Genomic DNA, 18,806 nt, shown 5'->3' with positions numbered 1-18,806 from the left:
CGCCAAAATCCGCTTGGGCATCGGTATAATCGAACATTCAACGAAGAATCCACCATGCTCAACGAACACGCTCCCGCGCCCTGGTGCTGGTGGTCGAAGACGACGACCACATCGCCCAGGTATTGCGTTTCATGCTCGAACGCCAGGGCTACCGCGTCACGCACATGGCCGACGGCCGCGCCGCGAGCGAGTATGTCGCCGCCAGTCCAGAGATTCCCGACCTGGTGCTGATGGACGTGATGCTGCCCCATCTCGACGGCTTCGAGATCGTCGCCCTGGCCCGCGCGCGCGCCGATTGGGCGGCGGTGCCGATCCTGATGCTGACCGCCAAGAACACCGAGCGCGACACCGTGCGCGCGCTCGACGCCGGCGCCAACGACTTCGTCAGCAAGCCCTTCCAGCCGAACGAACTGCTGGCGCGCGTAAGGCGCCTCCTGCTGCCGGCCACTTAAGCGGGCGCTGCGAATCGCCCGAGTCGCTTACACTCGGGTCATGCCGCGCTCCATTTTCCTGCTTCCGCTCCTGCTGTCATCGCTGACCTTGCCGGCCCGGGCCGCTACCTTGCTGCTGTGCCCTGGCGCCCCGCTCGCCTCGCCCGGCGCCGTGACCGAGGACTACACCACCGCCCTGGGCGCGCGCATGCGCGCCATCGTCACCGAAGCGCCGGGCAAGCCCGATCCCGGCTGCCGCGCCGTGCCGCTCAAGGTGGCCGCCAGCGGCGTCCAGGCCCTGCACTTCCTGCCACGGAACGCGGCGCCGGGCGAGACGATCCTGCTGCGCGGCGAACGGCGGGACAAGGAGTTCATCGTCACCGGCCACACGCTGGGTGCGGAGCAGCCGCCGCCCCTGCCCCCTTGCGGCCGGGCCTGTCCACGCAAGAACCCGAGGACGCCGCCGAGGTGCGCCGGCGTGCGCCGCGCGCCACCTGGGCCTGGAGCCCGAACACCTGGCGCGAACGCGCCGACGACATGCTCGACTGGGCCGCCAGCGAGGGGCTGGGCGAATTGTTCATCAATGTGCCGGTGCGCGCCGGCCAGGTCGCCGAGCCGCAGGCATTGGCGGCCTTCGTGCGCCAGGCGGATGGCCGCGGCATCGCGGTGACCGTCTTCGAGGACGGGCCGGACCTGATCCTGCCGACCGCGCGCGCCGACGCCGTCGGCCGCATGCGCGCCTACGCCGCCTACAACGCGCAGGCCGGCGCACAGGAGCGCCTGAAGGGCGTCCAGCTGGACGTCCAGCCCCAGCTGCTCGATCCCGACAAGCTGCCGAAGGCGGCGCGCGACGGGCATTACCTCGACCTGCTCGCCGCGCTGCGCGAGGCCGCCGGCAAGATGCGGCTCGAGGCCGTGGCGCCGGCCGACTGGAACGACGAGGACGCGCTGCTGCGCGGCCTGGCGCGCCACGTGGATGCGCTAACGGTGCGCAACTACCGCACCGCCCCCGATGAGATACGGCGCCACGCGGCGCCCTTCCTGGACTGGGGCGTCAAGCATGGCAAGCAGGTGCGCATCGCGCTCGAGGCCGGACCGGCCGGCACCGGCGTGGAACGCCACTACCGGCGCGTCGGACCGGGCGCCAGGGGCGACCTGCTGATGTTCGACCTGGGCGGGCAAAAGGTGCTGGTGCTGCTGAAGATGCCCGCAGCCCAGGACGAGGCGCAAGCCTATGCGCTGGCAGACCGGCGCGGCATCGCCGGCTCGGCCACCACCTTCCACTTCGACAAGCCAGCGCTGATGCGCCTGCTGCCGCAGCTGGAGCAGTCGTTTGGCGCGTGGAAGAGCTTTGGCGGGATGGCGGTGCACGCGCTGCGCTAGATTGCAGGGCGCTGGACCCATCACCCCAGCGGCAACTCCACCGTGAACCGCGTTCCCATCCCGGCCCGGGTCTCGAAACCGATCGTGCCGCCGTGCTCCTCGACGATCGCCTTGCTGATGCTCAGCCCCAACCCGGTGCCGCTGCGGCGGCGCGAGTCGGCGCCATCGGCCTGGGCGAAGCGATCGAATACGCGGCCCTGGAATGCGGGCGGGATGCCCGGACCCTCGTCGGTCACGCTCACCCGCGCCCAGCCCGGCCGCTGCGCCAGGCCCACGGTCACCGTCTTGCCGGACGGCGTGAACTTGATCGCGTTCGACAGCAGGTTGCTCAGCACCTGCACCAGGCGGTCATGGTCGATCGCGGCCTGCACCCCTTCGGCGCCCGGCGGCAGGTCGAGGCGCAGGGCGATGCCGGCCTGGCGCGCCTGGCCCTCCATCGTCTCGGCCGCGTGCCGCAGCACCGGCGCCAGCGGCTGCACGCTGCGCTGGTATTCCATCTGGCCCGCCTCGATCTTCTGGATGTCGAGCAGGTCGTTCACCATCCGCATCAGGCGCTCGCAGCTCTGGCTGGCAATGTGGATCAGCTTGGCCACGTCCGGCGGCAGCTCGCCGGCCATGCCGGTGTCGAGCAGCGACAGCGAGGCGTGGATCGAGGTGAGCGGCGTGCGCAGCTCGTGCGAGACGGTGGACACGAATTCGCTCTTCATGCGGTCCACCTTCTTGCGCTCGGAGATATCGTGCAGGAAGATGCTGAAGAAGGCGTCCTCACCCTCGCCCGCCAGCGCCACCGTGGTCTCGACCGTGAATTCCGCGCCCTGGCGGTTGACCACGATCCGCTCCAGGCGCCGGCCATACGCAAACTTGCCGCCCTGGTGGAAGCCGCGCAGCGCCTTGACGATGCTGGCGCGGTAGCGCTCCGGCAGGATCATCTCGGCCAAAGGCCATCCCACCGCGTCGTGACGGCTCCAGCCGAACATGCGTTCGGCGGCCGGATTCCAGTCGAGGATCATGCCACGCTGGTCGGCCGCGATGAAGGCGTCCTGCGCCGCCCCGACGATGGTGGCCATGCGCTGCTCGCTGGCGCGCACCGAGGCCAGCGCGCGCTCCAGTTCGCGGGTGCGCTGCTCGACCCGCTGTTCGAGGGTGTCGTTCAGCGTCTGCAGCTCGGCGCGCCGGTCCACCAGCGCCGTCACCAGCGCATTGAGCGCGCCCGACAGCTGGCGCACCTCGGTATAGCCGCGCCGCGCCGGCACCAGCTCCTGGCTGTCGCCGCGGCGCAGATGGTCGGCCGACGCTGCCAGTGCCTGCAAGGGACGCGTGATGCGGCGCGCCAGCAGCAGGCCGGCCAGCGAGAACAGCAGCGCCAGCGCGGCGCCGCTCCACAGCGCGCGGGCGCGCAGCTCGCGCACCGGAAGATAGGCGTCCTCGAGGTCCTGGCGCACCAGCACGTGCCAGCCCAGGCCCGGATAGTCGCCCACCGCGCGCGTGGCGGCGTATCCGACCAGGTAGTCGCGCCCGTCCTCCCAGCGCTCGACCGCGTAGCCGGTGCGACCCTGGCGCGCCTGGCGCAGGCTGGGCAGGTCGACTTTCGTGTCTTGCAGGCCCTCGGGGCCCAGCAGCACCACGCCCTCGGCGCTGACGATCAGCGCCTGCACCCGGTTACGCGCCTGCACCGGCGCGATGATCGAACGCTCGACGTCGCGCGCCCATTCCCACGACAGGTGGGTGCCCAGCACGCCGGCCGGCTTGCCGTTCGCATCCAGCCAGGGAAACGCGACGTCGACGAAGCGGCGCGGCTCCCCTCCTGCACCGGCAGCAGCTTGGCCAGCAGCACCGCCTCGTGGACGTCGCCGACGTAGGTGCCGTCGAGGGCATTCATGAACCACGGCCGCTTGGCCACGTTCTTCCCTTCCAGCAGGCCGCGCGCCTCGACCAGCACCGTGCCGTCGAGGGCCGCCATGCCGATCCACTCGTAGTAGCCGTAGGTCGACTGCATGTCGCCCAGGATGCGGCGGCGTTCGGCGTGCGACGTGCCGGCCGCGACCAGGTCGCCGCGGCGCGCCATCAGCCGCACCTCGCGATAGCGCTCGTACATGCCGCGATCGAGCTTGTCGGCGGTCTGCATCGCCATTTCGCCCAGCCCGCTGCCGATGCTGCTCTTGACCTGGTCGGTGGCGGCGCGCTCGACCACTTCGACCAGCAGCAGGGTCAGGACCACGGTCAGCCCCGAGAACGCAAGCGCGAGCCAGGCGCCGAGGCCGCGCGGAGTCAGGCTGGAAGGAAAGCGAGGGAGACTTGGCATGCGGCACCTGGAATTATTGTTTTGCCAGCGTATCACGCGCATCCCGGCATCCGGCAAGAGGAGACTTGGTCAATTGTGCGTCATGACCGGATTCCATCCAGCACGCATAAACAGTGTTGGTCTTCCTTACGGCAGAGTAGGCGGCGCTGCGGGCCGAAAAGCAGGTGATTCCACACGGCCATGCCCGATTTCCGGTAAACTTCACGGCTATAAGTACATCGACATCGATTGGAAACACCGTCATGCAAGCCACCGCCGCCGCCGCACTCACGCCGCCTTCCCTGCTGGACTATGCCACCTCGTGCGCGCTGCCGACGCCGTGGGCCCAGTTCACGCTGCATGCCTGGGTCGAACCGGCCACCGGCAAGGAACACCTGGCGATGGCCCTGGGCGACCTGTCGACCGGCGAACCGGTGCTGGCGCGGGTGCATTCCGAATGCCTCACCGGCGACGTGATGTTTTCGCAACGCTGCGACTGCGGCGCCCAGCTCGAAGGCGCGCTGCAGCGCATAGCCGAGGAAGGCCGCGGCATCCTGCTCTACCTGCGCCAGGAGGGCCGCGGCATCGGCCTGGTCAATAAGATCCGCGCCTACCGCCTGCAGGAAGCCGGGGCCGACACGGTCGAGGCCAACCTGCAGCTGGGCTTCCATGCCGATGCCCGCAACTACGAGCTGTGCCGGCCGATGCTGGAGCAGTTCGGCATCAAGTCGGTGCGCCTGATGACCAACAACCCGCGCAAGATCGACGCCCTGAACCGCATCGGCGTCACGGTCGCCGAGCGCGTGCCGCTGCTGGTCAACCGCAATGCCTACAACAACAGCTACCTGAACACCAAGCAGGCCAAGCTGGGCCACATGATGGCGCCGCTGACCGCCGTCGAACAGGGCGAACAGGCGCTGGTCGAACCCGCCAAGACGCCGGCATCGGCATCGTAATTGCGCGTAAACGTGCGCTAACGCGCGCAACGCGCGTTGATCCGGTGGCAAGATAGCATCTCACACTGCCATCAAACTATTGCATGAAACGAGCTGTCCTGGCACTCCTGCTGACCTGCACCGCCATCGGCATCGCCCTCGAGGCGACGTCGCCGCCGGCCGCTGCCCAGCCCCAGCCGCAGAATCTTGCTCCGCCCGCGCCGCGCACGACCCAGAACACCGCCGGGGCCGCCGCTGGCGCGCCCCAGATGCCGGTCGATACCGCGCCCGCGGCCACGCCGAACGCGCCGCTGCCGGGCGAGACCGAGGCCCAGGACGCCCTGCCCGAACCTTCGCTGGCGGCCCAGGACCTGTACGACTCCGCGCGCGGCGACCTGCTGCAGATCCGCATGCTGCTCAAGAACGGCCGCACCCAGTCGACGGTCGGCTCAGGCTTCCTGGTCGGCACCAGCAACCTGGCGCTGACCAATTACCACGTGGTGTCGCAGATGGCGCTCGACCCCGCCATCTATACGGCCGAATACATCGACACCGACGGCAACACCGGCCCGGTCGAGCTGATGGCGGTCGACGTGCTGCACGACCTGGCCGTGGTGCGCATCAACCGCAACGGCAGCGGCTTCTTCAAGGTGCCCGAGCAGCCGGTGCGGCTGCGCCAGGGGCAGCGCCTGTACTCGCTCGGCAATCCTCTCGACCTGGGCTTCGCGATCTCGGAAGGCGCCTATAACGGCGTGCTGACGCGCAGCTTCTACGACCGCCTGATTTTTTCCGGCCCGATCAACTCGGGCATGAGCGGGGGCCTAGCGTGACCGCCAGCGGCACCGTGGCCGGCATCAACGTCTCGCGCCGGCGCGACGGCGAGTCGGTCAGCTTCCTGGTGCCGGTCAAGCATGCGCAGGAGCTGCTGCGCAAGGTGGCCGAACAGGCCGCCCCGCCGGCCGATTTCAATCCCTTGATCGGCAAGCAGCTGCTGGCGCACCAGGGCAATATGGTCGACAAGCTGCTCGAGGAACCCCTCACGCTCAAGGGCATGGGCCAGTACCTGGTGCCGGTGCGCGAATCGGGCGAGGTGCGCTGCTGGGGGCGTTCGAATGCCCGCGGCGCGGTCTACAGCACCGATTCGATGAGCTGCGTGATGCAGTCGGCGGTGTTCGTGTCGGACGTGCAGCAGACCGGCAACGTGTCCATGACCCACCAGTACATCCGCAGCGGCACCATGGATCCGATGCGCTTCGCGACGCTGGCCAGCGATACCTTCCAGGTCAACAACCTGGGCAGCACGGGCGATCCGCGCCTGACCAAGCCGTTCTGCACCGAACGCTTCGTGCATACCCGGACCCTGCCGCTGCGCGCCGTCACTTGCGTGCGCGCCTACCGCAAGTTCGAGGGCCTGTACAACTTCACCCTGCTCACGGCCAGCCTGGATGCCTCGCAATCGAGCCTGCAGAGCCGCCTGGACGTGTCCGGCGTCTCCTACGAGAACGGCCTGCGCGTCACGCGCGCCTACCTGGGCGCCTTCGGGCGCAGTGGACGGCGATGAGCGAGCACACCAGCCAGGCATTGCACTCGCCGGCGGGCGCACCGGCGCGCACCGCGTCGTTGCGCGGCCCGTGGACCATCGAAACCCTGGCCCGCAACGGCGAGGTGCTGCACCGCCATCGCGTGGCGGCGCTGCCGATCCGCATGGGCCGCGCCTACGACAACGACTTCATCGTCGACGACGACTACGCAGCCGCCCATCACGCCGTGGTCGAGGCCGGCCTGGACGGGCGGCTGCGGCTGCGCGACCTCGGCAGCCGCAACGGCATCGTGCACAAGAGCCGGCGCATCAAGGACGAACTGGCGATCGACGGCGACACCGTGGTGCGCATGGGCCATACCTCGCTGCGCATCCGCGGCGCCGCGCACCGTGTGGCGCCGGAACTGGTCGACCGCACCATGCACGGCTGGGAAGGCATGCTGCCGGGCGCCGCCGGCATCGTGCTGGCCGTGCTGGCGGCGCTGCTGGTGGCCTGGCTGACGGACGCCAGCAACGACCTGGAGCGCTACGCCCTGTTCCCGGCCGCCGCCAGCGGCATCGGCCTGGCGTGGGCCGGCCTGTGGGCTTTCGGCAACCGCCTGTTCGGGCGCCGCGCGCGCCTCGGGCGCCACCTGTTCATCTATGGCTGCGCGCTGACGGCGCTGGTGGGGCTGCGCCTGCTGGCCAGCGTCGTCGCCTATGCCTGGTCGCTCGAATGGCTGACCGCGTACGCGTCGCACATGGCGGTGGCGACGGTGGCGGTGGCGGTCTACTTCCACCTCGCCACCGTCACGCCGCAATACCGGCGCCGCCTGCGACTGGCCTGCGGCGCGCTGGCGGTGCTGGTGTCGAGCCTGATCCTGGCCGGGAACATGCAGCGCCACGGCCGCACCGCCGACGAGCTGTACATGCCGGTCCTGCTGCCGCCCGAGCTGCGCGCCAGTCCGGGCGTGCCAGTGGCCGACTACATCGACCAGGTCGGGGCGATGAAGAAGGAGATCGATGCGGAGCGTGGTGGCGGCAACTGAGCGCCCCCGGCCGCGCTAGCCAAGCGCACCCAGCAGCCGGCTCACCGTCTCGGCCGCGATCGGCTTGGTGAAATGATGGTCGAAGCCAGCCTCGCGCGAGCGCGCCTGGTCTTCTTCCGAACCCCAGCCGGTGACGGCGACGAGGGTCGTGCGCGCCAGCCCCGGCAGCGCGCGCAGCCGCGCCGCGAGCTCGTAGCCGGTCATGCCCGGCATGCCGATGTCGAGGAAGGCGATGTCGGGCGTGAAGTCGCGCGCCAGCGCCAGCGCGTCGCGGCCATTGGTCGCGGTGCGGATCTCGTGGGCGTTCATCTGCAGCAGCAGCGACAGGCTCTCGGCGGCATCGGTATTGTCGTCCACCACCAGGACGCGGAAGCGGCGACGCGGGAGCGCCCGCAGCTCTTGCCGCGGCGCCTGCCCGCCCTCGCCCTGCCCGGCGCCTGGCTGCGCGCCGAGCGGCAAGCGCACGGTGAAGGTGCTGCCCTGGCCGGCGCCGGCGCTGTGCACCGAGACGGCGCCGCCGTGCAGGGTCGCCAGCTGGCGCACCAGCGACAGGCCGATGCCCAGCCCGCCCTGGGCCAGGCCGCCATGGTCGCCGACCTGGCCGAACATCTCGAAGATCGCCTCCTGGTGCTCGGGCAGGATGCCGACGCCGGTATCGCTCACCGCGATGGTGGCCTGGCCCGCATCCTTGCGCACTTCCAGGCGGATGTCGCCGCCGGGCGGGGTGTACTTGGCGGCGTTGGTCAACAGATTGCTCACCACCTGGGCGATGCGGGTCGGATCGAGGTCGAGCAACAGCGGCTCCGGCCACAGGATGACCTCGAGCCGATGACGCGCGCCCTGGATGACCGCCGTGCTGGTCTCCACCGCGCTCGCCATCACCCGGTTGAGGTCGGCCAGCTGCTTGCGGATCTCGATCTTGCCGCTGCTGACGCGGGCGACGTCGAGCAGGTCGTCGACCAGGTGCGACAGCTGGTGGGTCTGGCGCTCGAGCATCTCGCGCACGCGCGCCATGGTGTCGGGACAGTCGGCGCGCAGGCGCATGATCTCGAGGCCGGTGCGGATGGTCGCCATCGGGTTGCGCAGCTCGTGCGCCAGCACCGCCAGGAATTCGCTCTTGCGCCGGCTCGCTTCCGACGCCTCGCGGGCCAGGCGCCGCATGTCTTCCTCGATGCGCTTGCGCTCGCTGGTGTCGCGGAACACCAGCGCCACGTGGCGCGCCTCGGGTTCGCCGATGCGCGAAGCGTTGACTTCGAACCAGCGCCCGAGCTTTGGCGAATATTCCTCGAACAGGACCGACTCGCCGGTGCGCGCCACGGCGCCGTAGCGCTCCAGCCAGACCGATTCGAGGCCGGGCGCCAGCTCGTGCACCGAGCGCCCCCTGGCGTCGGAAATGCCGCTCTGGATCGCGAACATCGGGTTCACCTCAAGGAACACCAGGTCGACGGGCGCGCCGCTGGCATCGAAGGTCACTTCGAGAATGCAGAAGGCTTCGTCGACTTCCTCGAACAGCTTGCGGTACTTTTCCTCGGACTCGCGCAGGGCCGCCTCGGTACGCTTGACGCGGTCGATGTCGGTGACCACCGAGACCTGCCCGTTGATCATGCCGTCGGCGTCGACGATCGGCACCGAGCTGATGTGGGCCCAGATCGCGGGGCCGCCGTCCTCGCGGTACAAGGCCTCCACTCCCGGCACGACGCGTTCACCGCGCAGCGCCCGCGCACCGGGAAAGTCCGCCCGCGCCACCGGCCTGCCTTCGGCATCGAGCAAGGTCCAGCGTCCGGATCGCCGCTCGTCCAGCGACGGCAGCTGTTGGGTCGGCAGATAACGCCGCATCGCGTCGTTGGCCAGCACGACCGCGCCATGGATGTCGGTCACGGCCACGCCCACCGGCAGGCTGTCGAACACCGCCGACAGGCGCGCTTCGCTGGCCTGCCGGGCCTGGTCGGCGCGGCGCGCCTGGAGCACCGGTCCGGTGGTCTCGAACGCGGTATGGACGAAGCCCCCGACCGTGCCATCGAGGCCGCGCAAGGGTACGTAGGACGCGCTGAACCAGCGCTGGCGCGCCTCGCCGCCCGGCGGCAGCGTCACGCACAGGTCCTCGACGTGGCCGGGCCGTCCCTCCATGGCGGCGTCGGCCAGCGGCTCGATATCGGGCCAGATGGTGGGCATGACCTCGCTCAGCGGCCTGCCCAGCGCGCCCGGATGGGCCCGGCCGAGCAGCGCCGCATAGGCGTCGTTGTACAGCATCAGGTAGCGCCCGCCCCAGCACACCAGGGTCGGATGCGGCGCATCGAGCATCAGGTCGAGCGCCACGCGCAGCTCGACCGGCCAGGCGCCCGGCTCGCCCAGGGAAGTGGACGTCCAGTCGTGGGTGGCAAGCAGTGCCCGCATCTGTTGCGGATTGTTGGAATCGTCGCTGTATGGGCCGAGTGTACGCATTGCTTATTGTCGCACGATGAGCTCGGAGGCATGGCAATCGTCACCAATTGTCACATCCGCCACCGCACGCCGTTTTGACAATCGTGGGCCGATGCACGATGATCGGGCCTTTCTCAGATGGAACGCCAATCGTGCCTTCTTCGTCACAGCGCGCAAACCGCAGCCTCGCCGTCGCCGGCATCGCCTGGGTCCTGTTCTGGAGCCTGATGGTGCTGGTGGCGCTCGAGGATTACCGGCGCGACGGCGGCGCCGCGTTCTGGCAGCCGATCCTGTGGGAGACCTCGTCGGCCGTGGTGGCGACCATCCTGTTCCTGGTCCAGCGCCGCTTCAGCCGCGGCGACGATGCGCTGGTCGCCACGCCCCGGCGCTGGTTCGGCCGGCAACTGCGCTGGCTGCCGCTGTACTGGTTCGGCTTCACGCCCATCGTGTTCGCGATCCGCCACGGCGTGTATGCGCTGGCCGGCGCCCGCTACGAGCACCACCCCTGGTCGGAGGTGTTCGTCTACGAGGCGCTCAAGATCTCGGTGTTCTTCGGCCTGTTCACGACGATCGGCTTCGGCCTCTTGTCCTATCGCGAGATGATGAAGGAAAGAGTGCGCGCCGAGCAGGCCGGCGCCCTGCTGCGCGAAGCCCAGCTCGAACGCCTGACGCACCAGATGCAGCCGCACTTCCTGTTCAATGCGCTGAATACGATTTCTTCCCTGATGCATACCGACGTGGCGCGCGCCGACGCCACGCTGGTGCGGCTGGCCGACGTGCTGCGCGCCACCCTGGCCCTGGGCGAGCGGCCGCAGGCGCGCCTGCGCGACGAGCTGCGCCTATGCCAGGACTATGCGGCGGTGATGGCCGAGCGCTTCGACGGACGGGTGACGCTGGCCTGGGACGTCGATCCGGCGGCGCTGGACGTCATGCTGCCCGCCATCAGCCTGCAACCGCTGCTCGAGAACGTGTTCAAGCACACGGTCGTACGACGCCGCGAGGCGACCGCGATCCGGGTCGCGGCCGTCATCGACGGCGACACGATGGTCGTGCGGGTCGAGGACGACGGCGGCGTGCTGGACGACGCATGCACGCCCGGCATCACCGTGGCCAACCTGCGCACGCGGCTGGCGGCCCTGCACGGAGCAAACGCAAGCCTGGCCTTGATCGCATTGGCGCCGGCCGGCGTGCGCGCGGAAATGAGGCTGCCATGCACCTGCTGATCGTCGACGACGAACGCCCGGCGCGCGAGCGGCTGCGCCGCATGCTGGCCTTGGCCCCTGGCATCGCGTCGGTGCGCGAAGCGGTCGACGGCGTCGAGGCCCTGCGCATGGTGGAAAGCGAACGGCCGGATGCGCTGCTGCTCGATATCGAGATGCCGGAACTGTCTGGCATCGACCTGGCCGCCTCGCTGCCGGCGCCGGCGCCGCTGGTGGTGTTCGTCACCGCCCACGAAGACTATGCGCTGCGCGCCTTCGACAGCGAGGCGGTGGACTACCTGCTCAAGCCCTTCGACCAGGCCCGCCTGCACCGGGCGCTCGAACGGCTGCGCGCGCGCCTGGCGGCGCCGATGCAGGCGGCGCCGCCGCCAGCCGGTGCGCCGCGCCAGCTGCTGGTGAGCGAGCGCGGGGCGACCCGCGTGGTGCAGGTGGCCGATATCGAGTGGCTCGAGACGGCCGACAACTACGTGGCGCTGCACACCTCCGCCGGCGCCCCGCTGCTGCGCCAGCCCCTCGGCGCCCTGCTCGGCCAGCTCGGCCCGGCCTTCGTGCGCTGCCACCGGCGCGCGGCGGTGCGCCTGTCGGCCGTCGCGCGCATCGAGCCGCTCGACAAGGGCGATTGCGAACTGGTGCTGCGCAGCGGCGCGCGGGTGCCGTGCAGCCGCCAGTATCGTCCCGCCCTGATCGAACGGCTGGAGCCGGCTCGCCCCACGTAAAGCCCGGTTCGCCCCCTGGCGCTGGCCTCTTGCCGTGAGGCGCGCGATGCTGGCGCCTCCATCACGACAAGAGCGCGCCATGCAGCCAACCACTTCAGCAAGCAATCAACGCCTGTATTTCCTCGACTGGGTCCGTATCCTGGCCTTCTTCGTACTGATCGCCTATCACGTGGGCATGTATTACGTGAGCTGGGACTGGCACGTGAAAAGTCCGCACGCCGGGACCGGCCCGGAGCCGTTCATGCTGCTGTCCTCGCCGTGGCGCCTGAGCCTGCTGTTCTTCGTGGCTGGCGCGGCCTCGCATTTCTTGCTGCGCAAGATGGCGCCGGGAACCTTCGTGCGCCGGCGCAGCCTGCGCCTGCTGCTGCCGCTGCTGTTCGGCATGCTGGTGATCGTGCCGCCCCAGCCCTGGCTCGAAGTGGTCGAAAAGCTCGGCTATGCCGACGGCTTCATGGCCTTCATGCGCCACTACCTCGTCGGCTACGGCGGCTTCTGCCAGGACGGCTGCCTGGTTCTGCCGACCTGGAACCACCTGTGGTTCGTCGCCTACCTGTGGGTGTACACGCTGGTGCTCGCCGCGTGCGCGGCGCTGCTGGGCAATGCCCGCATCGAGGCCCTCGCCGCGCGCACCGCGGCCGCCCTGGGCGGCTGGAAGCTGATCGTGCTGCCGGCGCTGTTCATGGCGATCGTGCGTATCCTGCTGGCCGACCGCTTCCCGAGCACCCACGCGCTGGTCGACGACTGGTTCAATCACGCCACCTACCTGCCGATATTCCTGCTCGGCGCCCTGGTGGCGAGCAGCCGTCCCGTGTGGGAACGCATGGAGCGCGCGCGCTGGATCGCGCTCGGCATCGCGCTGGCCGGGTGGGCCGCGATCGTGGCCTGGCATGCCGCGCCCCACATTGAACACAGCGCGCAGATGATGGCGATCGGGGTTCCCATCATGCGCTGCGTGTACACGCTGTGCGCCTGGAGCGCCATCGTCGCGGCCTGCGGTTTCGCGCGCCGCCACCTGGACCGCGACGGGCCGGCGCGCCGCTACCTCACCGATGCGGTATTCCCGGTCTATATCGCGCACCAGACCCTGATCGTCGTCATGGCGCACGCCTTCAAGCCGCTCAAGCTCGCGCCAGGCGTCGAGGCGCTGCTGCTGATGGTGCTCACCGCCACCGGCAGCTTCGCGCTGTACGAAGCCGTGCGCCGCCTGCCCTGGGCGCGGCCGTTGTTCGGCCTGGCGCCGTGGGGGCGCGCACGGCCGGCATCACGGATTGCAAAAACGGATACATGCACGCCTCTCCGTCGATGAGATCGGATATGCATCGAATACGTGCGCGCCCTGGCACGACCAACGCGACTCACACGCTCCCACTCCTGCACAGTTGAGGTGCACCAGACGTGCAGTCTCCCAGTGCACGCGGGCTGGCCCGATCCTTGCATGTCAGAAAGCACCCTGGATTCCAAGGGCTTTGTGGGAGGTAGAGATGATTGGACAGAACGATGTAGTCGAATTCGCGGGAATGCCGGGCCGCACGGTCCGCGTGCTTTGGATCGAGCAGCCGCAGGCGCTGGCCTGGACCTATCAACTGGGCAGCCATGCCGCCATGCCCGAGCCGACGCCGGTAGCGGCGCTGGAAGACGCGCTGGCTTCCGGCCGTGCACGCCGCCTGCTGGTCGACCCGTTCGCCGCGGCGCCGCCGCGCGAACCGGTGCCGCAGGGCTACCTGAACCTGCAGGCCAAGGCCTGGTCGGCCGTGCGCGCCCTGCACGCCGACCGCAAGGCCCTGGTCGATCCGCGCCAGCGCGCCACGCTGATGGCCGGCTACGCGACCGCCCACGGCATGTCGAAGTCGAGCATCCTGCGCTACCTGCGCCGTTACTGGGAGCGCGGCCAGACGCCCGACGCCCTGCTGCCCGACTACGGCAATTCGGGCGCGCCGGGCCGCACCCGCGCGGTCACCGCCGGCATCAAGCGCGGCCGGCCGCGCAAGGGCGCCGGCACTGGCACCAATGCCGACGAGCGGATGCGCGCGATCTTCCGCGCCGCCGCCGCGCGCTATGCCGCCAGCAACGACGGCTTCTCGCGCCGCGCCGCCTATCGCCAGATGATCGAGGATTTCTTCCAGGACGTCGACGCCGGCGCGCTGCCCAGCTTCGGCCAGTTCAACTACTGGCTCGAGCGCGACGCCGCCGTGCCGCCGCCGGTGACGCTGGCGCGCCCGGCGCCGCCGCGTGCGCCGGTGCATGCACCGTCGCGGTACACGATGCACGCCGCCATGGCCTGACCGATCGCGGTGCACCGCGCACCATCATGGTGTGCGGTGCGCGCGCAGCGTCAACCTTGCGCCGGCGCCAGCGGCGCGCCGCAATCCTTGCAGAAGCGGGCGCGCGGGTCGTGGTCGCCGCTGCCGCAGGCGTCGCATTGGCGCGGGATGCCGCGCGGTGCATGGCGCGACATCTTCTGCGACGTCATCTCGGCCGACACGATCCCCGTCGGCACCGCCAGGATCCCCCAGCCCAGCAGCACCATGAACGAGGCGATCGCCTTGCCCACCGGCGTGTGCGGCACGATGTCGCCATAGCCCACCGTGGTGATGGTCACGGTGGCCCAGTACATCGACATCGGGATGCTGGTGAAGCCGTTATCCGGCCCCTCGACCACGTACATCACGGTGCCGAGGATCAGGATCAGCATCAGCACCACCGACAGGAACACCATGATCTTGCGCCGGCTGGCGATCAGGGCTTCGCCCAGGCGCGTGTATTCCTCGATGTACAGGGTCAGCTTGAAGATGCGGAACACCCGCAGCAGGCGCAGGATGCGCACGTCCAGGAACACCTGGCTGCCGGGCAGCAGCAGCGACAGATAGGTCGGCAGCACCGACACCAGGTCGATGATCCCGTAGAAGCTGCGCGCATAGCGCACCGGGCGCTGCACGCACACCAGGCGCGCGATGTATTCGACCGTGAACAGCAGGGTGAAGCCCCATTCGAGCACCGAGGTCAGGCCGGAATACCGGCTGTAGATGGCCGGCACGCTGTCGAGGATCACCACCAGGATGCTGAGCAGGATCAGGATCACCAGCACGATGTCGAAGCGGCGTCCGGCTGGCGTATCGTTGCCGAAGATGACGTCGAACATGCGCGCGCGCCAGCCGTCCGGCGGACGGCCCAGCAGCGTGGGCAGGTCGCGCGGCGGCGGCGGCACGAACTTGCTATCGGTCTTGCTGTCGGTCGCGCGGATCATCTGTAGCGGGGTCCGACTGGCGCCGCCAAAGGCAAGCCGTTACTTGGCATGCTGCTCCACCCAGGCGCCGAAGGCGGCCATGAATTTCTGGAAGAAGGCGCGCGACGATTCGTCGACCAGCTTGTCTCCCTCGTACTTGCCGGCGACACCGCCGACATAGGCTTCCGGCGCCGGCATCGTCGGCATGTTCAGGAACGGCAGCATCTGGCGCAGGTGGTGGTTGGCGCCGAAGCCGCCCAGCGCGCCCGGAGAGACGCTGACGATGGCGCACGGCTTGTCAGCGAAGGCCGCCTTGCCGTAGGGGCGCGAGCCGACGTCGATCGCGTTCTTCAGCGCGCCCGGCACCGAGCGATTGTATTCCGGGGTGCAGAACAGGACGCCGTCGGCCTGGCGGATGGCGTCGCGAAACGCGGCGAATGCGGCGGGCGGCGGATCGGTCTCGTCGTCCTCGTTGTACAGCGACAGGTCGCGCAGTTCGACGATCGTCAGTTCGAGGCCTGGGGGCGCCAGTTCGATCAGACTGTGGGCGACGCGGCGGGTGAATGAATCCTTGCGCAGGCTGCCGACGAGGACGGCGATTTTTTTCGAGGCCATGGTGCTCCTTCTGGGTTTTGGATGAGGTCGATTTGCCAACACCCGATGATAACCAGTTTGCGTCGCGCACGGGGCGGATCGATGTCATTTACGGGTAAATACCGACGTAAACACAGTAATTGCACGCAAAATGCCTGGTTGGCAACAGGGTTATATGCGGTTAGAATCGAGCCAACTTTGCCCGTCGGGGCCGCACCATTCCTTTATCCACCCACGCGCATCACCGCGCAGCAGAACCATGAATCTCGAAGAATACTTCCCCGTACTCATGTTCATCATCATCGGCATCCTGGTCGGCGTCGCGCCCCAGGTGCTGGGCCGCGTGCTGGGACCGCACCGCCCCGATCCTGAAAAACTGTCGCAGTACGAGTGCGGTTTCGAGGCCTTCGGCGACGCGCGCATGCAGTTCGACGTGCGCTTCTACCTGGTCGCGATCCTGTTCATCCTGTTCGACCTGGAAGTGGCCTTCCTGGTGCCCTGGGCGGTCGTCGTCACCGACATCGGCTCGACCGGCTTCTGGGCCATGATGGTGTTCCTCGGCCTGCTCACGATCGGCCTGGCCTACGAGTGGAAAAAAGGCGCGCTGGACTGGGATTGAGTCGCGATGGACGCCATGCTGTTCGTGAACCTGGTGATCGGCATCGGCCTGCTCGATGCGGCCTGGCGCTCGCACAAGAACGCCAGGCCGCGCACCGCGGCGCTGCTGGCGACCATCGCCGGCACCGGGATCGCCCTGAGCCTGTTCGTGCTGGCCACCGGCGCCGGCGTCCCTCCTCCCGGCGTCGACTGACTACCCAGGGCCGCGAATCTCGTTGAACTTCGCGGCCTTTTTTTCGTCCCCTTCATAACCGCAAACGCCGGTACATCTCCAGGAAGCGCCTTACCTGCGGCCTGGTCATGACGACCACCGGGTCGCCATGCCACGCATAGAGAAACGGCGCGCCGCCCTGGCGGTCCGTGATCCGCACCGACAGCAGAAAGCGCGTACCGATCGGGTACCGTTCGGTGTCGAGCAGGCTGCGCGAACACTGCACCCGCATATCGGTCGCAAAGGCCTGCCCCGACACCGGCCGGATGCGCGGCTTGCCGCTCGCCGCATCGAGCGCAGATTCGACCGCCACCTCGCGGTAGGCCCAGGCGTCTCGCGCCATCGTCAGGCCCCCGCCAGCTTCGGCGCGCGCACCACGGCCGCTTCGCGGATCGGCAGGTTCACCAGGGCCGCCGCCAGCGCGAGCGCCATGTCGGCATACCACATCCAGCTGTAGTCGCCCGTGTGCACCACGGCCAGGCCGCCCAGCCAGGCGCCGAAGAAGCCGCCGATCTGGTGCGACAGCAGGGTCATGCCGAACAGGGTGGCCAGGTAGCGCACGCCGAACAGCTTGCCGACCAGGCCGGCCGTCGGCGGCACGGTGGCGAGCCAGGTGGCGCCGAGCGCGGCGGCGAACAGGTAGAAGGTCCACGCCGTCTTGGGCGCCAGCAGGAACAGCCCGACCAGCACGGCGCGGCTGGCATAGATCCAGAACAGCAGCGACTTCATGCGGTAGCGCGAGGCCAGCATCCCGGCGCCCAGGCTGCCGGCGATGTTGAACAGGCCGATCAGGGCCAGGGCCGTGGCCGAGACGCTGGCCGGCAGGCCGCACATCGCGACCTCGCCCGGCAAGTGGGTCACCAGGAAGGCGATGTGGAAGCCGCAGGTGAAAAAGCCCAGGTGCAGGCAGATGTAACTGCGGTCGCGCATGGCCTGGCGCAGCTGCTGGCCGAGCGAGATGGCCGGTGCGGCCGGCTGGGACGCCGCAGGCGCCGCCGCGGTCGGCGTGGCGGCAGATGTAGTGACGGAAGCGGCAGCGGCTTTCCGGCCGCGCAGCGGCCAGGCCAATGGAATGGTCAGCAAGGTGGCGGCGGCCATGGTGAGCATGGCCCAGATCCAGCCGGCGCCGGCGATGATGGCGCCCATCAGCGGCGCGAACACGAACTGGCCGAACGAACCGCCGGCGTTGATGAAACCCGAGGCAAAGGCGCGCCGCTCGGCGGGCAGGCGCTGGGCGGTAGCGCCGATCAGGATCGAGAAGCTGCCGGCGCCGGCCCCGGCCGCCGACAGAAAGCCCATGGTCAGCAGCAGCGCCCATTCCGACCTCATGAAGGGCGTGAGCGCGGTGCCGGCCGCCAGCATCAGGCCGCCGAGGGCGATCACCCTGCCCGGCCCGTATTTGTCGGCGACGGCGCCGAAGACCGGCTGGGCCGCGCCCCACATCAGCTGGGCCACCGCCATCACGAAGCTGATGGTGGCCACGCCGAGCCCGGTCGCCGTGTTCAGCGGCGACAGGAACAGGCCGCTGGTCAGCCGCGCGCCCATCGTGATCATCATGATGGCGCTGGCGACCAGGATCAGGGTCCAGGCCGCGCGCGGAGATGGGTCGAACGGCGGTGCTGGATTGGCGTTGGTCATCAGGCAATTATAGATTGCCTTTTCGACCCTTGCCGAAGCCCGTCAATACTACTCTGTGGCAGCCCGGATCAAGAGCGCCGTCGAGTGCGCCGCCATGCCCTCTTCGCGGCCCAGGTAGCCCAGCTTTTCATTGGTCTTGGCCTTGATGTTCACCTGCTGCGGCGACACGCCCAGGTCTTCCGCGATGCGCGAGACCATCAGCGGGATGTGCGGCGCCATCTTCGGCTGCTGGGCGATGATGGTGGCATCGATATTGCCGATGGTGTAGCCCGAGTTCAGCACGCGGTGCGCGACTTCGCGCAGCAGGGTGCGGGAATCGGCGCCGGCGAACATCGGGTCGGTGTCCGGGAAGTGCTTGCCGATGTCGCCCAGCGCAGCCGCGCCCAGCAGCGAATCGATGATCGCATGCAGCAGCACGTCGGCGTCGGAATGGCCCAGGAGGCCCAGGCGGTGCGGAATGGTGACGCCGCCGACGATCAGCTTGCGGCCTTCGACCAGCGCGTGGTTGTCGTAGCCGGTGCCGATGCGAAACGGAGGATGGGGGTTGTAGGATGCGAGTGCCATGGT

General features: G+C 69.1%; 21 protein-coding genes. 12 read left to right on the top strand and 9 right to left on the bottom strand.

Translation table 11 applies throughout. From position 1 onward, the window contains the following. Nucleotides 1-83 precede the first annotated feature (83 nt). Nucleotides 84-452: a response regulator transcription factor gene (locus DIR46_RS21700; protein ID WP_229446355.1), complete on the top strand. Its 369-nt coding sequence runs from the start codon at nt 84-86 to the stop codon at nt 450-452. A 162-nt stretch (nt 453-614) separates the two neighbouring features. Here the strand turns inward: DIR46_RS21700 and DIR46_RS26770 are convergent, their stop codons facing one another. After that, nucleotides 615-806, bottom strand: a complete 192-nt coding sequence (locus DIR46_RS26770; RefSeq protein WP_162819588.1) for a hypothetical protein — start codon at nt 804-806, stop codon at nt 615-617. Between the two features lie 48 nt (nt 807-854). On the opposite strand from DIR46_RS26770, the gene DIR46_RS21695 reads away from it, so the two are divergent. Further along, nucleotides 855-1,814 (top strand): hypothetical protein, encoded by a 960-nt coding sequence (locus tag DIR46_RS21695; RefSeq protein WP_109347096.1) that lies wholly within the window; start codon nt 855-857, stop codon nt 1,812-1,814. A gap of 20 nt (nt 1,815-1,834) precedes the next feature. Here the strand turns inward: DIR46_RS21695 and DIR46_RS21690 are convergent, their stop codons facing one another. Both DIR46_RS21690 and DIR46_RS27420 read right to left on the bottom strand, forming a co-directional pair. Next, nucleotides 1,835-3,550: an ATP-binding protein gene (locus DIR46_RS21690; RefSeq protein ID WP_229446354.1), complete on the bottom strand. Its 1,716-nt coding sequence runs from the start codon at nt 3,548-3,550 to the stop codon at nt 1,835-1,837. After that, a complete protein-coding gene (locus tag DIR46_RS27420; RefSeq protein ID WP_229446353.1) occupies nt 3,457-4,116 on the bottom strand; it encodes a PDC sensor domain-containing protein in 660 nt (219 codons plus the stop codon). The genes DIR46_RS21690 and DIR46_RS27420 overlap by 94 nt, the downstream gene beginning before the upstream one ends. A gap of 242 nt (nt 4,117-4,358) precedes the next feature. Between DIR46_RS27420 and ribA the strand changes: the two genes are divergently transcribed. From ribA to DIR46_RS21675, 4 genes are all read left to right on the top strand, one after another. Then, nucleotides 4,359-5,051 carry a GTP cyclohydrolase II gene (gene ribA, locus DIR46_RS21685; RefSeq protein WP_109347095.1) on the top strand — a complete coding sequence of 231 codons (693 nt, stop codon included), beginning with the start codon at nt 4,359-4,361 and terminating at the stop codon, nt 5,049-5,051. Nucleotides 5,052-5,134: 83 nt separating this feature from the next. Continuing rightward, nucleotides 5,135-5,860, top strand: coding sequence for a S1 family peptidase (locus DIR46_RS27415; protein WP_229446352.1), 726 nt, complete (start codon nt 5,135-5,137; stop codon nt 5,858-5,860). Then, nucleotides 5,857-6,591: a hypothetical protein gene (locus DIR46_RS27410; protein WP_229446351.1), complete on the top strand. Its 735-nt coding sequence runs from the start codon at nt 5,857-5,859 to the stop codon at nt 6,589-6,591. The genes DIR46_RS27415 and DIR46_RS27410 overlap by 4 nt, the downstream gene beginning before the upstream one ends. Continuing rightward, on the top strand, nt 6,588-7,598 hold the full coding sequence (locus DIR46_RS21675) for an FHA domain-containing protein (RefSeq protein WP_109347094.1): 1,011 nt from the start codon (nt 6,588-6,590) through the stop codon (nt 7,596-7,598). The genes DIR46_RS27410 and DIR46_RS21675 overlap by 4 nt, the downstream gene beginning before the upstream one ends. A 15-nt stretch (nt 7,599-7,613) precedes the next feature. Here the strand turns inward: DIR46_RS21675 and DIR46_RS21670 are convergent, their stop codons facing one another. After that, complete coding sequence (locus tag DIR46_RS21670; RefSeq protein WP_109347093.1) at nt 7,614-10,040, bottom strand: hybrid sensor histidine kinase/response regulator; 2,427 nt, start codon at nt 10,038-10,040, stop codon at nt 7,614-7,616. Between the two features lie 131 nt (nt 10,041-10,171). Here DIR46_RS21670 and DIR46_RS21665 point away from each other — a divergent pair, with 131 nt between their 5' ends. From DIR46_RS21665 to DIR46_RS21650, 4 genes are all read left to right on the top strand, one after another. Then, the gene (locus DIR46_RS21665) at nt 10,172-11,242 is read left to right on the top strand and encodes a sensor histidine kinase (RefSeq protein ID WP_229446350.1); all 1,071 of its coding nucleotides are present in this window, start codon (nt 10,172-10,174) and stop codon (nt 11,240-11,242) included. Further along, the gene (locus tag DIR46_RS21660; protein WP_109347091.1) at nt 11,230-11,955 is read left to right on the top strand and encodes a LytR/AlgR family response regulator transcription factor; all 726 of its coding nucleotides are present in this window, start codon (nt 11,230-11,232) and stop codon (nt 11,953-11,955) included. Before DIR46_RS21665 ends, DIR46_RS21660 begins: the two co-directional genes overlap by 13 nt. A 79-nt stretch (nt 11,956-12,034) precedes the next feature. Continuing rightward, nucleotides 12,035-13,261 carry an acyltransferase family protein gene (locus DIR46_RS21655; RefSeq protein ID WP_109347090.1) on the top strand — a complete coding sequence of 409 codons (1,227 nt, stop codon included), beginning with the start codon at nt 12,035-12,037 and terminating at the stop codon, nt 13,259-13,261. A 175-nt stretch (nt 13,262-13,436) separates the two neighbouring features. Next, complete coding sequence (locus DIR46_RS21650; protein WP_109347089.1) at nt 13,437-14,237, top strand: hypothetical protein; 801 nt, start codon at nt 13,437-13,439, stop codon at nt 14,235-14,237. Nucleotides 14,238-14,287: 50 nt separating this feature from the next. Here the strand turns inward: DIR46_RS21650 and DIR46_RS21645 are convergent, their stop codons facing one another. Further along, nucleotides 14,288-15,199 (bottom strand): ion transporter, encoded by a 912-nt coding sequence (locus DIR46_RS21645; RefSeq protein WP_109347088.1) that lies wholly within the window; start codon nt 15,197-15,199, stop codon nt 14,288-14,290. Between the two features lie 39 nt (nt 15,200-15,238). After that, the gene (locus tag DIR46_RS21640) at nt 15,239-15,793 is read right to left on the bottom strand and encodes an NADPH-dependent FMN reductase (protein ID WP_109347087.1); all 555 of its coding nucleotides are present in this window, start codon (nt 15,791-15,793) and stop codon (nt 15,239-15,241) included. A gap of 238 nt (nt 15,794-16,031) precedes the next feature. On the opposite strand from DIR46_RS21640, the gene DIR46_RS21635 reads away from it, so the two are divergent. After that, nucleotides 16,032-16,391, top strand: a complete 360-nt coding sequence (locus DIR46_RS21635) for an NADH-quinone oxidoreductase subunit A (protein ID WP_109347086.1) — start codon at nt 16,032-16,034, stop codon at nt 16,389-16,391. Between the two features lie 6 nt (nt 16,392-16,397). Beyond that, complete coding sequence (locus tag DIR46_RS21630) at nt 16,398-16,583, top strand: hypothetical protein (protein ID WP_109347085.1); 186 nt, start codon at nt 16,398-16,400, stop codon at nt 16,581-16,583. A 52-nt stretch (nt 16,584-16,635) separates the two neighbouring features. Here the strand turns inward: DIR46_RS21630 and DIR46_RS21625 are convergent, their stop codons facing one another. Genes DIR46_RS21625 through ispF form a run of 3 tightly spaced genes read right to left on the bottom strand, consistent with a single transcriptional unit; the run spans nt 16,636 to nt 18,803 of the window. Then, entirely contained in the window at nt 16,636-16,944 is a 309-nt protein-coding gene (locus DIR46_RS21625; protein WP_109347084.1) for a hypothetical protein, read from the bottom strand. A gap of 2 nt (nt 16,945-16,946) precedes the next feature. Then, the gene (locus tag DIR46_RS21620) at nt 16,947-18,239 is read right to left on the bottom strand and encodes an MFS transporter (RefSeq protein WP_109347083.1); all 1,293 of its coding nucleotides are present in this window, start codon (nt 18,237-18,239) and stop codon (nt 16,947-16,949) included. Between the two features lie 48 nt (nt 18,240-18,287). After that, nucleotides 18,288-18,803: a 2-C-methyl-D-erythritol 2,4-cyclodiphosphate synthase gene (ispF, locus tag DIR46_RS21615; protein WP_109347082.1), complete on the bottom strand. Its 516-nt coding sequence runs from the start codon at nt 18,801-18,803 to the stop codon at nt 18,288-18,290. Nucleotides 18,804-18,806 lie beyond the last annotated feature (3 nt).

The organism is Massilia oculi (assembly GCF_003143515.1).
GTDB classification, from domain to species: Bacteria; Pseudomonadota; Gammaproteobacteria; order Burkholderiales; family Burkholderiaceae_D; genus Telluria; species Telluria oculi.
The sequence above is the reverse complement of the archived record's forward strand: the minus strand, read 5'-3'. Positions and strand labels throughout refer to the sequence as shown.